A 13,933-nucleotide genomic window follows, 5' to 3' on the forward strand; every position below is an offset into this window, starting at 1 on the left:
GTCAGGGCGCGGACGGAGCAGCGCCGGCAAAGCCGCATTGCCGCCACGCCTCGAACACTGTCACTGCCACCGCGTTCGACAGATTGAGGCTGCGCTGGCCCTCGCGCATCGGCAGGCGCAGGCGCTGGGCCAGGGGAAAGCTGTCGCGCAGCTCGGGCGCCAGCCCGCGCGTCTCGGCGCCGAAGATGAACCAGTCGCCGGCGGCAAAGTTCAACGCGTGCACCGGCCGGCTGCCACGGGTGGTGAGCGCGAACATGCGCTCATGCGGTGGCTGCTCCGCATCCAGCAGCGCCTGCCAGCTGGCGTGCCGCTTCACCTGCGCAAACTCGTGATAGTCCAGCCCGGCACGGCGCAGCAGCCGGTCTTCCATCGAGAAACCCAGTGGCTCCACCAGGTGCAGCGTGCAGCCGGTGTTGGCGGCCAGGCGGATGACGTTGCCGGTGTTGGGCGGGATTTCCGGTTCGACCAGGACGATGTGAAACATGAGGCGATTGTCGCGGGAGGCGCTCAGGCATCGCGCCAGGGCCGGTCGGTGCGGGCGAAGACGATGGCGGCGATGTGCGCCGCACCCGCGTCGCGCAGCACCTGGGCCGCGGCGAAGAGCGATGCGCCGCTGGTCATCACGTCATCCACCAGCACCACCCGCCGGCCGCGCAGTTCATGGGCGCGCGTCGGCTCCAGGGCGAAGGCGCCGCGCAGGTTCGACAGGCGCTGGGCACGCGGCAGGCCGCTTTGGGCCGGCGTCTCGCGGGTGCGCAGCAGCAGCCGGGCCTGGACCTTGGCGGGCGCCAGGTGGCGTGCCAGTTCCAGTGCCTGGTTGAAGCCGCGTTCGCGCAGGCGTGCCGGTGCCAGCGGCATGGGCAGCACGTGCTGGGCCTGCTCCAGGGTCGGCTCGACCCAGGGCGTGCTGCGCATCAGGGTGGCCAGGGTGGCCGCCCAGCCCGCCTCGCCCTGGAATTTAAAGCGGCCGATGTGGCCGGGCCAGGGCCAGGCGTAGTCGCAACAGGCCATGCAGGCATCCAGCGGCGGCGGGTGCAAGAGGCATTCGCCACACTGCGCCACGCCTTCGGGCACCGGCAGGGCGCAGCTGGCGCAGCGTGGCACCGGCGGGGCGAAGCGGGCCACACAGGCCTCGCACACCGGCCGCGACGGCCAGCTGGCGCAGACCGCGCAGCGGCTGGGCAGGCGCTCGCGCCAGTGCGAGAAGAAGGAGCCGGTCATGGCTCAATATACTGGCCGCCCCATGCCTTCCCACGAGTCCACGCGGCGTCCGCCGACCATCGATGCCGCCGCCGCTGCCCGCTGGGCGCGCACCTTGCCAGCCAGCAACTCGCCCTGGCTGCACGAGGAAGTCGGCCGGCGCATGGAAGACCGGCTTCAGTGGATCAAGGCGCAGCCGCGCAGTTGGGCCGACTGGTCGCCCCTGCGCGGCGGATTGGAGGCGCATGCCCTGGTGGCGCGCCGCTATCGCGAGGCGGCTTCCCATGTCGTCGAGCCGGAGCCCCCGCTGCAGGCCGCCACCGCCCAGGCTCTGGCCGTGCCCTGGTGGAGCGCGCGCCGCTGGAATTCGGCCAAGGCCCGCTTCGGTGCCGAAGCGGTGCCGGAGGAAGGCGTGGACCTGGTCTGGGCCAACATGGCGCTGCACAACGCCGCCGACCCGCAGGGGCTGATCGAGCGCTGGCATCGGCTGGTGGCCACCAACGGCTTCCTGATGTTCTCTTGCCTGGGCCCCGACACCCTGCGCGAGTTGCGCGGCCTCTATGCGCAGCAGGGCTGGGCGCCGGCCGGCCACGAGTTCACCGACATGCACGACTGGGGCGACATGCTGGTGGGCGCCGGATTTGCCGAGCCGGTGATGGACATGGAGCACATCGAGCTCACCTGGAGCACGCCCGAAGCCCTGCTGGCCGAGCTGCGCGGCCTGGGCCGCAACCTGCACCCGGCCCGCTTTGCCGGCCTGCGCGGCCGGGGCTGGCAGGCTGCGCTGCGAAGGGCGCTGGATGCACGCAAGAACCTGGAGGGCCGCATCTCGATGACCTTCGAGATCATCTACGGCCATGCCTTCAAGCCGCAGCCGCGAGTGGCGCTGTCGCCGGAAAGCGCGGTGTCGCTGCGCGACATGCGCAGCATGTTGCAGGGGCGCCGCGATCGGCAGGGTTAGACCGTCTATAGAGACAAACCCGGGCCAACCACACAGCTACAATTCTTCGTTGCGCGAATAGTGTCCACGTTTACAGGCCCGAGCGACAACAGTTTTGAAGGCCGCCAACGCATCGATTGACTGAGCTTCGCCCGTGCCGAATTCCGTGTTTCGTTTTGCCACCGTCTCAGGCCAGGGCATCCGCTGGTTCCTGAGGCGCAACTGCTCGGTCACCCCGAGTCAGCTGGGTTGGCTCTACGCCTCGCTGTGTCTGGTGTCACTGGGGATCGGTGCCGGCTTCTGGCTGCACGGAGCTCCGCTCGTGCTGCCTTTTGCCTGGCTCGAACTGACGGCGGTCGGCGTTGCGTTCCTGATCTATGCCAGGCACGCGACGGACGGCGAGATGATCGAGCTCGCGGCCGGAAGGCTGGTCGTCGAGCTGGAAAACGGGGGGCACTACGAGCGTACGGAGTTTTTGCCGCACCAGGTGCGGGTCGAGCCGGAAGTCAGCGACCGTTCGCTGATCGAGGTCTCGGGTCAGGGTCGTTCGGTGAAGGTGGGCCGCTACGTGCGGCCCGAGCTTCGTGCGGCGCTGGCGCGGGAGATCCGCATGGCGCTGCGCGATGCTTGAAGGGAAGCGTTGCGCGCTGCGCTCCAAGCCGACGGTCTGGCCGATGGGTTAACTGGAAAATGAAGAAGTGAACACGATGAAGAGCAATTGGTATACGCCGGCAAACCTGCTCATGGTGACCGGCACGGCAATTGGCGCGGCATTTTCTGGCGCTGCGCACGCGGTCAACGACCTGGCCGGCGGCCCCGAGGTTCGCCAGCTCAATCTGCCGGTTGGCGTCACCAAGATCGCGCAAGAGCAGTACTTCCTGCACAACGCGATGATGATCCTGTGCACGGTCATCTTCATCGCCGTGTTCTCGGTCATGTTCTATTCCATCTGGAAGCACCGCAAGTCGGTGGGCCACAAGGCCGCCAACTTCCATGAATCGGTGGTCGTCGAAGTGGTCTGGACGATCGTCCCCTTCATCATCGTGATCCTGATGGCGCTGCCCGCCACCAAGGTGCTGGTGGCCCAGAAGGACACCACCAACGCCGACCTGACCATCAAGGCCACCGGCTACCAGTGGAAGTGGGGCTACGACTACATCAAGGGCGAAGGCGAGGGCCTGGGCTTCATCTCCACCCTGAAGGCCGATCACCGCGCCTTCTCCGACGCCGGCGCCAAGGGCGCGGTGCCCGACAACTACCTGTTCGCCGTGGACAACCCGCTGGTGGTGCCGGTCGACCGCAAGATCCGCATCATCACCACGGCCAACGACGTGATCCACGCCTTTGCCGTGCCGCAGTTCGGCATCAAGCAGGACGCCATCCCCGGCTTCGTGCGCGACACCTGGTTCCGCGCCGAGACGGTGGGCGACTACTACGGCCAGTGCCAGGAGCTGTGCGGCAAGGAGCACGCCTACATGCCGATCCACGTGAAGGTGGTCTCGGCGGCCGACTACAGCGCCTGGGTCGACGGCAAGCGCAAGGAAGCCGCCGCCAAGCAGGACGACCCGAACAAGGTCTGGGCTCTGCCCGAAATCCTGGCACGCGGCGAGAAGGTCTATGCCTCCAACTGCGCCGCCTGCCACCAGGCCAACGGCAAGGGCGCCGGCCCGATCAAGCCGCTCGACGGCTCGGCCATCGTGACCGACGCCGACCACAACAAGCAGATCGCCGTGGTGCTCAACGGCGCCGCCAACGGCGCCATGCCGGCCTGGAAGCAGCTGAGCGACACCGACATCGCCGCCGTCGTCAGCTTCACCAAGAACAGCTGGTCGAACAAGACCGGCCAGCTGGTGCAGCCTGCCGAAGTGCTGGCCGCCCGTGGCAAGTAAGCAAGCCCACCCCGAAGAAACCGCGAGAAGAAGGTAGATCGACATGAGTGCAGTCCTCGACAGCCACGGGCACGAACATGCGCACGACGACCATCACGACCACCATGCCCCCACCGGCTGGCGTCGCTGGGTCTTTGCGACCAATCACAAGGACATCGGCACGCTGTACCTGCTGTTTTCCTTCACCATGCTGATGGTCGGCGGCGTCCTGGCGCTGGGCATCCGCGCCGAGCTGTTCCAGCCCGGCCTGCAGCTGGTGAACCCCGAGCTCTTCAACCAGCTCACCACCATGCACGGCCTGATCATGGTGTTCGGCGCCATCATGCCGGCCTTCGTGGGCTTCGCGAACTGGATGATCCCGCTGCAGATCGGCGCATCCGACATGGCCTTCGCGCGCATGAACAACCTGAGCTTCTGGCTCCTGATCCCGGCGGCGCTGATGCTGGCGGGTTCCTTCTTCATGCCCGGCGGCGCGCCCGCGGCCGGCTGGACGCTCTACGCACCGCTCACGCTGCAGATGGGCCCCTCGATGGACGCCGGCATCTTCGCCATGCACATCATGGGCGCCAGCTCGATCATGGGCTCGATCAACATCATCGTCACCATCCTGAACATGCGCGCCCCCGGCATGACCTTGATGAAGATGCCGATGTTCTGCTGGACCTGGCTCATCACCGCCTACCTGCTGATCGCCGTGATGCCTGTGCTGGCCGGCGCCATCACCATGACGCTGACGGATCGCCACTTCGGCACCAGCTTCTTCAACCCCGCCGGCGGCGGCGACCCGGTGATGTACCAGCACATCTTCTGGTTCTTCGGCCACCCCGAGGTCTACATCATGATCTTGCCGGCCTTCGGCATCGTCAGCCAGATCGTGCCGGCCTTTGCCCGCAAGAAGCTGTTCGGCTATGCCTCGATGGTGTATGCCACCAGCTCGATCGCCATCCTGTCCTTCATCGTGTGGGCGCACCACATGTTCTCCACCGGCATGCCGGTGACGGGCCAGCTGTTCTTCATGTACGCGACCATGCTGATCGCGGTGCCCACGGCCGTGAAGATCTTCAACTGGATCGCCACCATGTGGCAGGGCTCGATGACCTTCGAGACGCCGATGCTGTTTGCCGTCGGCTTCATCTTCGTGTTCACCATGGGCGGCTTCACCGGCCTGATCCTGGCCGTGGCGCCGATCGACATCCAGCTGCAGGATACCTACTACGTGGTGGCCCACTTCCACTACGTGCTGGTGGCCGGCTCGCTGTACGCGATGTTCGCCGGCTACTACTACTGGGCGCCGAAGTGGACCGGCGTGATGTATGACGAGATGCGCGGCAAGATCCACTTCTGGTGGTCGCTGATCTCCTTCAACGTCACCTTCTTCCCGATGCACTTCCTGGGCCTGGCCGGCATGCCGCGCCGCTACGCCGACTACCCGATGCAGTTCGCCGACTTCAACGCGATCGCCTCGGTCGGCGCCTTCGCCTTCGGCCTGGCGCAGGTTTACTTCTTCGTCTTCATCGTCTGGCCGGGCATGCGCGGCAAGGGCGAGCCTGCACCGCAGAAGCCCTGGGAAGCGGCTGAGGGCCTGGAATGGGAAGTGCCCTCGCCGGCGCCCTTCCACACCTTCGAGACCCCGCCCAAGCTGGACGCCACCGCGACCAAGGTCATCGGCTGATCCTGCCGCAAGCGATTCGAGACATGACGCCCGAACAGAAGAAGAACAACCGCCGCATGGGCCTCGTCCTGGCCTCCATCGCCGTGGTGTTCTTCATCGGCTTCATCGCCCGCATGCTGCTGCTGCGCGGCTGAAATCAAGAGCCATGGCCCTGCCCGAGCGCACCCGTCGCCACAACCTGCGCATGGTGGGCAAGCTCGCCGTCATCACGGCCGGCATGTTCGCCTTCGGCTATGCGCTGGTGCCGATGTACCGCGCCATCTGCGAAGTGACCGGCATCAACATCCTGTCGCTGTCCGAGCTGCAGGTGCCCGGTGGCGCCGCCGGCGGCAAGGACGTGCGGGTGGACAACACGCAGGTCGACAAGAGCCGCACCATCACGGTGGAGTTCGACGCCAACGTGCGCGGCCTGTGGATGTTCAAGCCGGCGCAGCGCTCGATGCAGGTGCATCCAGGCGAACTGAACACGGTGATGTACGAGTTCCAGAACACGCAGAACCGGCGCATGGCGGCGCAGGCCATTCCCAGCTACGCGCCGCAGCAGGCCGCGCCCTACTTCAACAAGCTGGAGTGCTTCTGCTTCAACCAGTACACGCTGGATGCCGGCGAGAAGAAAGAGTGGCCGGTCGCCTTCGTGATCGATCCAAAGCTGTCCAAGGACGTGAAGACCATCACCTTGTCCTACACCTTCTTCGAGGTGGGCAGCCCGGTGCCGGCGGCGCCGGCCAAGTCGGCGGCAGCACCCGAGAAGGCGGCGCAGCCGCAATCGTGATGAACAACGCTCAGCAATTGCCTCCCGGTGGCCAGCGGCCCAAGCCCTCGCTGTGGCGCACCTTCAAGGCGGTGGCCTGGGGCTTCTTCGGCGTGCGCAAGGACAGCAGCTACAAGGAAGACATCGCCCGGCTGACGCCCCTGCACATCATCGGCGTCGGCCTGGTGGCGGTGGTGCTGTTCGTGGTTGCGCTGATCGTGCTGGTGAAATTCGTGGTGTTGTCCTAGAGGGGCAGGCCATGGAAAGCAAAGAGATTGACGAGAAAGAAGAGAAAGCAGGAGCCCAAATGAGTTCAACCGCCCACGGCGCCACGCCCTACTACTTCGTGCCGGCCCCCTCGGCCTACCCGGTGCTTTCCGCTGCCGGCCTGTTGCTGGTCATCCTGGGCGCCGCCCAGTGGATCAACGGCCACGGCTGGGGCGCCTGGTCGCTCTTGATCGGCATGGTGATGTGGCTGTCGGTCCTGTTCGCCTGGTTCCGCACCGCGGCACGCGAGAGCGAAAGCGGCCAGTACGGCCACAAGGTCGACCTGTCCTACCGCTGGAGCATGAGCTGGTTCATCTTCTCGGAGGTGATGTTCTTCGGCGCCTTCTTCACCGCACTGTGGTGGGCCCGCACCCACTCGCTGCCGGAGCTGGGCAGCCTGGAAAACGCCTTGCTGTGGCCCGACTTCAAGGCCGTCTGGCCCACGGTGGTCGCCGGCGCGACCGCATCGCCGGCCAACATCGTCGAGCCCTTCCAGACCGTGGGTCCCTTCTGGCTGCCCACCATCAATACCGCGCTGCTGCTGAGTTCGGGCGTGACCCTGACGATCGCGCACCACGCGCTGCGCGCCAACCACCGTGCCCAGTGCATCCGCTTCATGTGGCTGACGGTGGTCCTGGGCTTCACCTTCCTGTGCGTGCAGGGCTACGAGTACTACCACCTGTACTCCGACCTGAACCTCAAGCTCAGCTCAGGCACCTACGGCTCGACCTTCTTCATGCTGACCGGCTTCCATGGCCTGCACGTGTTCATCGGCATGCTGATGCTGTTCTTCATCACCCTGCGCCTGCACAACGGACACTTCACGGCCGAGCGCCATTTCGGCTTCGAGGGTGCCGCCTGGTACTGGCACTTCGTCGACGTGGTGTGGCTGGGCCTGTACCTGCTGGTCTACTGGCTTTGAAGAGCGAGCGACATCACGGCCACCCAGAGAAAAAGCGCCGCAAGGCGCTTTTTTCTTGGCTTCTCGGGGAGGACCCGCGGCCGGACCTATTTGCCGAGCGGAAGTCCCCCTGGCTGGATGTAGCCGAGCTTCCAGGCCAGCAGCACGCACAGGAACAAAAGCACCGACAGCCCGATCCGAACCGTCAGCGCCCGCGCCATCCCACCGGACTTGGTGCGGCCCTTCCCTCCGGACGGGCCGTCCTTCAGCATGAAGAACAGGGCAAATCCCAGGCTGACCAGGATGCCCACGAACACCAGGGCAATGACGTATTTCATGACAAGCATTATCGACCTGTGCGGTCAGCGCCTTCCGTGAGCGAAAGAGCCGTCTTCGCGTCGGCGGCGCCCCGCCGCAAGCACCGCGGGCTGTATGCCCTGGTCGCGCTGGCGCTGGTCGCCACCGGCATTGCCCTGGGCAACTGGCAGCTGAGCCGCGCCGCCCAGAAGGAGGCGTTGCAGGCGCAGATCGAGGCCCAGGGCCGGCTGCCGGTGCTCGGGCAGGACGATTTCCTGGCCCTCGCCAAGCCGCTCGAGGCCCTGCACCGGCGCGTGCGGCTGCGCGGCCTCTGGCTGGCCTCGCAGTCGGTCTACCTGGACAACCGCCAGATGCATGGCGTGCCCGGCTTCTACGTGCTGACGCCGCTGGCCCTGGAAGACAGCAACGAGACAGTGATGGTGCAGCGCGGCTGGCTGCAGCGCAATTTCAACGATCGCGCGCAGCTCGGCGCCGTGGAGACGCCGCCCGGCCTGGTGGAGATCGAAGCCGTGATCGCGCCGCCGCCGGCACACCTGCTCGAACTGGGCAAGGAAGCCGCCGCGCCGCCGGCCAGCGAGCCTGCCGCGGGGTCTTCCCCCATCCGGCAGAATCTGGATCTGGAAGCTTTCCGCACGCAAACCGGCTTGCCCTTGCGCACGGAGCTTTCCCTGCAGCAGGTCGGCAGCGCGTCCCAGGGGCTGCAGCGTGACTGGCCGGCCCCGGCGCTGGGCGTCGACAGGCACTACGGCTACGCATTCCAGTGGTTCGGCCTCGCGGCCCTCGTCGCAATTCTCTATGTCTGGTTCCAACTCATCGTCCCCTTCCGCCGCGCAGGCCGTTCGCGCCATGGCTGACGAGCCCCTGGGCTTGACGGTGCATTCGATGCCCTCGCCATCCCAGGGCAGCGCGGAGCGCCGCACCCGCATGGGTCGCGTCAGGATGCTGCTGGTCATGCTGGTGTGCGCGGCGCCGGTGATCGCCTCCTACTTCACCTACTACGTGGTCAAGCCCCAGGGCAGCGCGGCCTACGGGCAGCTGATCGATCCGCAGCGTCCGCTGCCGGCCGTTACCGCGACAGCCGCAGACGGCACGGCCATCGACATGCGCTCGCTCAAGGGCCAGTGGCTGCTGGTGGTGGTGGGCAAGGCCGGTTGCGACAGCGTGTGCGAGCAGCACCTGTACCTGCAGCGCCAGCTGCGCGAGAGCCTGGGCCGCGAGAAGGAGCGGGTGGACCGGGTCTGGCTGGTGAGCGACGAGGCCGCGCTGCCCGATCGCCTGGGCCAGGCCCTGCGCGGCGCTTCGGTGTTGCGCCTGCCGCAAGCCCAGCTGGCCCAGTGGTTGGCGCCGGATGCCGGCCATCAGCTCGACGAGCACATGTACCTGGTCGACCCGCTGGGCAACTGGATGATGCGTTTTCCCGCCCGCATGGACGCGGCCGGCGCCGCCAAGGCCAAGCGCGACGTCGAACGCGTGCTGCGCGCCGCCGCCTCCTGGGACGAAGCCGGACGATGAACGCCATGGATGCGCAGCCGCTCTACGACCTGGCGCCCATCGCCTGGCTGCTGGGCGTTGGCGTGCTGCTGGCACTCGGGCCGCTGGTGTGGGTGTGGCGCCGCCATGTGGGCGAGGGCGCCGGCCGCCGGCTGCAGGCGCTCACCGTGCTGACTCTGTTCCTCACCTTCGACCTCACCTTGTTCGGCGCCTTCACGCGCCTGTCCGATTCCGGCCTCGGCTGCCCCGACTGGCCCGGCTGCTACGGCAATGCCAGCCCCTTCGGCGCCAGCCACGAGATCGCGATGGCAGAGGCGGCGCAGCCCACTGGCCCCGTCACCCACGGCAAGGCCTGGGTCGAGATGGTGCATCGCTACCTGGCCACCGGCGTCGGCTTCCTGATCCTGGTGCTGGCCATCGCCACCTGGGTGGTTCGGCGGCGCGAGCGCCCGGCGCCGCTTGGTGCCGCGCGCGGTCTGGCCTCGCTGAGCGCCGCACGGCCGCCCGAAGACGCGAAAGCCCCCTCGGGGGGCAGCGAACCACACGCAGTGGGTGAGCGTGGGGGCGCAATCAGCGCCTGGTGGCCGGCAGCCACGCTGGTGTGGGTCTGCCTGCAGGGCGCTTTTGGCGCGCTCACCGTCACCTGGCGCCTGTACCCGGCCATCGTCACGCTGCATCTCCTGGGCGCGGTGGTGCTGCTGGCGCTGCTCTGCATCCAGGCCGTGCGCTACGGCCAGGCGGCGCAAGTGCGCACGCCGGTGGCGCTGCCGGGCCCGCCACGTGCGCTCCTGTGGTGGACGGCCGGCGCGCTGCTGCTGCAGATCGCGCTGGGCGGATGGGTCAGCACCAACTATGCGGTGCTGGCCTGCACCCAGTTCCCCACCTGCCAGAACAGCTGGTGGCCGCCGATGAACTTTGCGCAGGGCTTCGAGATCTGGCGCGAGCTGGGCACCGGCGCCAACGGCGCCCCCATCGAATTCGCGGCGCTCACCGCCATCCACTACGCCCACCGCCTGATGGCCTACCTGGTCTTTGCGTCGATCGTCCTCCTGGCCTGGCGCCTGCTGCGCCAGGCGCCGGCGCTGCGCGCCCAGGCTCATTGGCTGATCGGCCTGGCCTTGCTGCAGTTGGCGACGGGCCTGGGCAACGTGCTGCTGGGTTGGCCGCTGGTGGCCGCCCTGCTGCACACCGGCGGTGCCGCTGCACTGGCGGTGGTGCTGACATGGACGCTGTGCGAAAGCCGCCGCGCCCCGGCCTCAGCCCCTGCGGCCGTGCCGGCGCGGCATGCCGCCGGCCTTGCAAATAAGGTTCTTGAACAATGAGCACGCCCTTGTCCGCACAAGGCAACCGCGGCGCCAACGTGCTGCGCCAGTACTACGCCCTTACCAAGCCGCGCGTGGTGCAGCTGATCGTCTTTTGCGCCTTCATCGGCATGGTGTTGGCCGTGCCAGGCCAGCCGAGCTGGATCGACGTGCGCCAGGGTGCGCTGGCCTGCCTGGGCATCTGGCTGGTGGCGGCGGCCGCGGCCGCCTTCAACTGCCTGGTCGAAAAGGGCATCGACGCCAAGATGAAGCGCACCGCCTGGCGCCCGACCGCGCGCGGCGAGCTGAGCGACTGGCAGGCGCTGCTCTTTTCCGCCGTGCTGTGCGCGCTGGGCTCGGCGGTGCTGTGGTTCACGGTGAATCCGCTCACCATGTGGCTCACCTTCGCTACCTTCGTCGGCTATGCGGTGGTCTACACCGTGATCCTCAAGCCGCTGACGCCGCAGAACATCGTGATCGGCGGCGCCTCCGGCGCCATGCCGCCGGTGCTGGGCTGGGCCGCCATGCGCGGCGACGTCGGGCCGGAAGCGCTGATCCTTTTTCTCATCATCTTCCTTTGGACGCCGCCGCATTTCTGGGCGCTGGCCCTGTACCGGGTGGAGGACTACCGCAAGGCCGGCCTGCCGATGCTGCCGGTGACGCACGGCAACGAGTTCACCCGCTTGCAGGTGCTGCTCTACACCTTCATCTTGTTCGCCGCCTGCCTGATGCCTTTCATCTACGGCATGAGCGGCTGGTTCTACCTGGCGGTGGCGGTCGCGGTGAGCGTCGGCTTCTCGGGCTATGCCTTCGCGCTGTGGCGCCAGTACTCCGACACGCTGGCGCGCAAGACCTTCCGCTTTTCCCTCATCCACCTGAGCGTGCTGTTTGCGGCGCTGCTGGTGGACCACTACATCCCCTACTGACCCCCATGACTGCTGCATTGATGAAAAAGCGCGAAATGCTCAAGCTCTTGGCCGCCACTTCCGCGCTGGGCCTGGCCGGCTGCATGCAGGCCAAGCAGAGCTTCAAAGCGGTGGACATCACCGGCGCCGATTACGCCAAGGACTTCTCGCTGAAGGACGCCAATGGCGCCACCCGCACGCTGGCCGATTTCAAGGGCAAGGTGGTGGTGCTGTTCTTCGGCTATGCCCAGTGCCCGGACGTGTGCCCCACCACCATGACCGAGATGACGCAGGTCAAGCAGCAGCTGGGCGCGGACGCCGACAAGCTGCAGGTGGTGTTCGTTACCGTCGATCCGGAGCGCGACACGCCCGAGGTGATGAAGGCCTACATGAGCGCCTTCGACCCGAGCTTCGTCGCTCTCGTCCCGAGCAGCACCGAGCAACTGGCCGCGCTGGCCAAGGACTTCAAGGTCTACTACAAGAAGGTGGAAGGCAAGACGCCGACCAGCTACTCGATGGACCATTCGGCCGCCAGCTTCGTCTACGACCCGCAAGGACGTCTGCGCCTGTACTCGCGCTACGGCTCGGGTGTGCCGGCGATGGTGTCGGACGTGAAGTCGCTGCTGCAGGGCTAGCTTGCCCATGTCGCCCGGCAGCCTTGACCATCTGAAGTCACGCAAGGGCGCCTTTCGCATCGCGCTGATTGCGCCCGAGGTGCTGGAGGGCCTGAACGACGGACTGCTCGAAACCGTCAACCTCAACGAATTCCTGGCGCTCGACCTGCCGCGCCTGGCGCGCCGGGTGGCGCTGCAGGTCGGCCTGGACGGCGGAGCCGAGCGCCTGGCCGACACCCTGGCCATGCTGGGCGCCTTCAAGCCCATGCAGCGGCATGGCCATGTATCGCGCGCCCTGTACGACTTGACCGCATTGCATGCCGAGCGCGACGCGGTGGCGCATCGCTTGGCCACGCACACCAGCGACGTGGCGCGCTGCTGGGCCACGCAATGGATTGCGCTCGCCGATCTGTCGTTGGCGCGGCAGCTCGATGCGGCGCGGCGCTTTGCCGCCGACCCGCATTTCGGCGTGCGCGAATTTGCCTGGATGGCGGTGCGCGATGTCGTCAGTGCGGGGCCGGATGAAGCGTTGGCACTGCTGCAGCCCTGGGCGCAGGATGCCGACCCCAACATCCGCCGCTTTGCCAGCGAACTGACCCGCCCGCGCGGCGTCTGGTGCGCCCAGATCGAAGCCTTCAAGGCTGAGCCGTGGCGCGCGCTGCCGCTCTTGGAAGCCCTGCGCGCCGACCACAGCCGCTATGTGCAGAACTCGGTGGCCAACTGGCTCAACGATGCCAGCAAGACGCAGGGCGAATGGGTGGACCGCCTGTGCGAGCGCTGGCTGGCGCAAAGCGATCTGCCGGCTACGCACTACATCGTGCGGCGCGCCACCCGGACCTTGCGCAAGGGCGCTTAGTCCCAAGCGCCCGGTGATTGCGGCGCGCTCAAAGCACTCCTTTCCGGCTCTCAGGTCGACAGGGCGCCGCTTGTATTGCGCAGCACCTCTTCGAGCGGGACAAGTCCTTGCATCGCGCCGCTGCCGACGGCCGGCTTGCCGTCTTCGACCGCCAATGCGAAGCGAAATGCCGGATCGGCCTCGATGCGCTGGCGCAGCGCGTGAATGCGCGGATAGTCGCGCGAGTCGACCGCCTGGTGGAAGTCCGCCCAGCGCGCCACGCCGACGAACACCGCGTCCGCCAGCGTCGGCTTGTCGCCCAGCAGATAGTCGCTGTCGCCGATCATCGCCTCGAGTTGTTCATGGCGTAGGGCAACGAAGCTGCGGCCGAACTTGCGCAGGGTTTCTTTCTCGCCTTCGGTGGCGTCCTGTGCTTCCAGCGCGACCCACATGGGATAGAAGGCGCCGGTGAAGCCGGTGTTGAGGAAGGCGAGGTACTGATGCAGCCGGTCGGCCTCGGGCGTGCCGGGCGCGAAGCTGATACGGCGCTCGGTATCGCGCGCCTCCAGCCACAGCGCGATCGCCATCGTCTCGGTGAGGACGCGGCCTTCGTCGGTGATCAGCACCGGCGTTTCCACCCTGCCGTTCAAGCGCTTGTAGGCGTCGGTGCGCATCTCCCCGAGCATGTCCACGCGGGTGATGCGATAGGGCTGGCCGAGCCATTCGAAGGCGGTGACGAGCCCTGCCGAGCTGCCGAGCGGGAAGCCGGAAGTGAGGATGGGTTGGGATGTGGATTTCATTTCGTTTCTCCGTTGTTGATGTGATGAATGTATGTTCATGGACTTTGAT

18 protein-coding genes are annotated in these 13,933 nt (G+C 67.0%); 14 read left to right on the forward strand and 4 right to left on the reverse strand.

The window, feature by feature from the left end:
* Position 1: 1 nt before the first annotated feature.
* Both trmL and ACIPRI_RS10025 read right to left on the reverse strand, forming a co-directional pair.
* A complete protein-coding gene (gene trmL / locus ACIPRI_RS10020) occupies positions 2-484 on the reverse strand; it encodes a tRNA (uridine(34)/cytosine(34)/5-carboxymethylaminomethyluridine(34)-2'-O)-methyltransferase TrmL (RefSeq protein ID WP_446621286.1) in 483 nt (160 codons plus the stop codon).
* A 23-nt stretch (positions 485-507) separates the two neighbouring features.
* Positions 508-1,221, reverse strand: coding sequence for a phosphoribosyltransferase family protein (locus ACIPRI_RS10025; RefSeq protein ID WP_446621287.1), 714 nt, complete (start codon positions 1,219-1,221; stop codon positions 508-510).
* A gap of 22 nt (positions 1,222-1,243) precedes the next feature.
* Here ACIPRI_RS10025 and ACIPRI_RS10030 point away from each other — a divergent pair, with 22 nt between their 5' ends.
* The 8 genes from ACIPRI_RS10030 (at position 1,244) to ACIPRI_RS10065 (ending at position 7,641) form a co-directional block, all read left to right on the forward strand.
* Positions 1,244-2,161 carry a methyltransferase domain-containing protein gene (locus ACIPRI_RS10030; protein ID WP_446621288.1) on the forward strand — a complete coding sequence of 306 codons (918 nt, stop codon included), beginning with the start codon at positions 1,244-1,246 and terminating at the stop codon, positions 2,159-2,161.
* A gap of 133 nt (positions 2,162-2,294) precedes the next feature.
* A complete protein-coding gene (locus tag ACIPRI_RS10035) occupies positions 2,295-2,771 on the forward strand; it encodes a DUF2244 domain-containing protein (RefSeq protein ID WP_446621289.1) in 477 nt (158 codons plus the stop codon).
* A 76-nt stretch (positions 2,772-2,847) separates the two neighbouring features.
* Positions 2,848-4,029, forward strand: coding sequence for a cytochrome c oxidase subunit II (gene coxB, locus ACIPRI_RS10040; RefSeq protein WP_446621290.1), 1,182 nt, complete (start codon positions 2,848-2,850; stop codon positions 4,027-4,029).
* Positions 4,030-4,072: 43 nt separating this feature from the next.
* A complete protein-coding gene (ctaD, locus tag ACIPRI_RS10045) occupies positions 4,073-5,701 on the forward strand; it encodes a cytochrome c oxidase subunit I (protein ID WP_446621291.1) in 1,629 nt (542 codons plus the stop codon).
* Positions 5,702-5,724: 23 nt separating this feature from the next.
* Positions 5,725-5,835, forward strand: a complete 111-nt coding sequence (locus ACIPRI_RS10050) for a cytochrome oxidase small assembly protein (RefSeq protein ID WP_446621292.1) — start codon at positions 5,725-5,727, stop codon at positions 5,833-5,835.
* 11 nt (positions 5,836-5,846) lie between these two features.
* Entirely contained in the window at positions 5,847-6,473 is a 627-nt protein-coding gene (locus tag ACIPRI_RS10055) for a cytochrome c oxidase assembly protein (RefSeq protein WP_446621293.1), read from the forward strand.
* Entirely contained in the window at positions 6,473-6,700 is a 228-nt protein-coding gene (locus ACIPRI_RS10060; protein WP_446621294.1) for a DUF2970 domain-containing protein, read from the forward strand. Before ACIPRI_RS10055 ends, ACIPRI_RS10060 begins: the two co-directional genes overlap by 1 nt.
* Before the next feature lie 59 nt (positions 6,701-6,759).
* Positions 6,760-7,641 (forward strand): cytochrome c oxidase subunit 3, encoded by an 882-nt coding sequence (locus tag ACIPRI_RS10065; RefSeq protein WP_446621295.1) that lies wholly within the window; start codon positions 6,760-6,762, stop codon positions 7,639-7,641.
* A gap of 86 nt (positions 7,642-7,727) precedes the next feature.
* On the opposite strand, the gene ACIPRI_RS10070 is transcribed toward ACIPRI_RS10065, so the two are convergent.
* Positions 7,728-7,967 (reverse strand): twin transmembrane helix small protein, encoded by a 240-nt coding sequence (locus ACIPRI_RS10070; RefSeq protein WP_446621296.1) that lies wholly within the window; start codon positions 7,965-7,967, stop codon positions 7,728-7,730.
* 27 nt (positions 7,968-7,994) lie between these two features.
* Between ACIPRI_RS10070 and ACIPRI_RS10075 the strand changes: the two genes are divergently transcribed.
* The 6 genes from ACIPRI_RS10075 to ACIPRI_RS10100 are packed head-to-tail and all read left to right on the forward strand — an operon-like array spanning position 7,995 to position 13,105.
* Positions 7,995-8,792, forward strand: a complete 798-nt coding sequence (locus ACIPRI_RS10075; RefSeq protein WP_446621297.1) for an SURF1 family protein — start codon at positions 7,995-7,997, stop codon at positions 8,790-8,792.
* Complete coding sequence (locus ACIPRI_RS10080) at positions 8,785-9,450, forward strand: SCO family protein (RefSeq protein ID WP_446621298.1); 666 nt, start codon at positions 8,785-8,787, stop codon at positions 9,448-9,450. The genes ACIPRI_RS10075 and ACIPRI_RS10080 overlap by 8 nt, the downstream gene beginning before the upstream one ends.
* 5 nt (positions 9,451-9,455) lie before the next feature.
* Complete coding sequence (locus ACIPRI_RS10085; RefSeq protein ID WP_446621694.1) at positions 9,456-10,751, forward strand: COX15/CtaA family protein; 1,296 nt, start codon at positions 9,456-9,458, stop codon at positions 10,749-10,751.
* Complete coding sequence (gene cyoE / locus ACIPRI_RS10090; RefSeq protein ID WP_446621299.1) at positions 10,748-11,656, forward strand: heme o synthase; 909 nt, start codon at positions 10,748-10,750, stop codon at positions 11,654-11,656. Before ACIPRI_RS10085 ends, cyoE begins: the two co-directional genes overlap by 4 nt.
* Before the next feature lie 20 nt (positions 11,657-11,676).
* Complete coding sequence (locus tag ACIPRI_RS10095; RefSeq protein WP_446621695.1) at positions 11,677-12,270, forward strand: SCO family protein; 594 nt, start codon at positions 11,677-11,679, stop codon at positions 12,268-12,270.
* A gap of 7 nt (positions 12,271-12,277) precedes the next feature.
* Positions 12,278-13,105 (forward strand): DNA alkylation repair protein, encoded by an 828-nt coding sequence (locus tag ACIPRI_RS10100; protein ID WP_446621300.1) that lies wholly within the window; start codon positions 12,278-12,280, stop codon positions 13,103-13,105.
* 50 nt (positions 13,106-13,155) lie between these two features.
* Here ACIPRI_RS10100 and ACIPRI_RS10105 read toward each other — a convergent pair whose 3' ends face one another.
* Positions 13,156-13,884 (reverse strand): glutathione S-transferase family protein, encoded by a 729-nt coding sequence (locus ACIPRI_RS10105; protein WP_446621301.1) that lies wholly within the window; start codon positions 13,882-13,884, stop codon positions 13,156-13,158.
* Positions 13,885-13,933: the final 49 nt, after the last annotated feature.

It is taken from the genome of Variovorax sp. LARHSF232 (assembly GCF_052871435.1).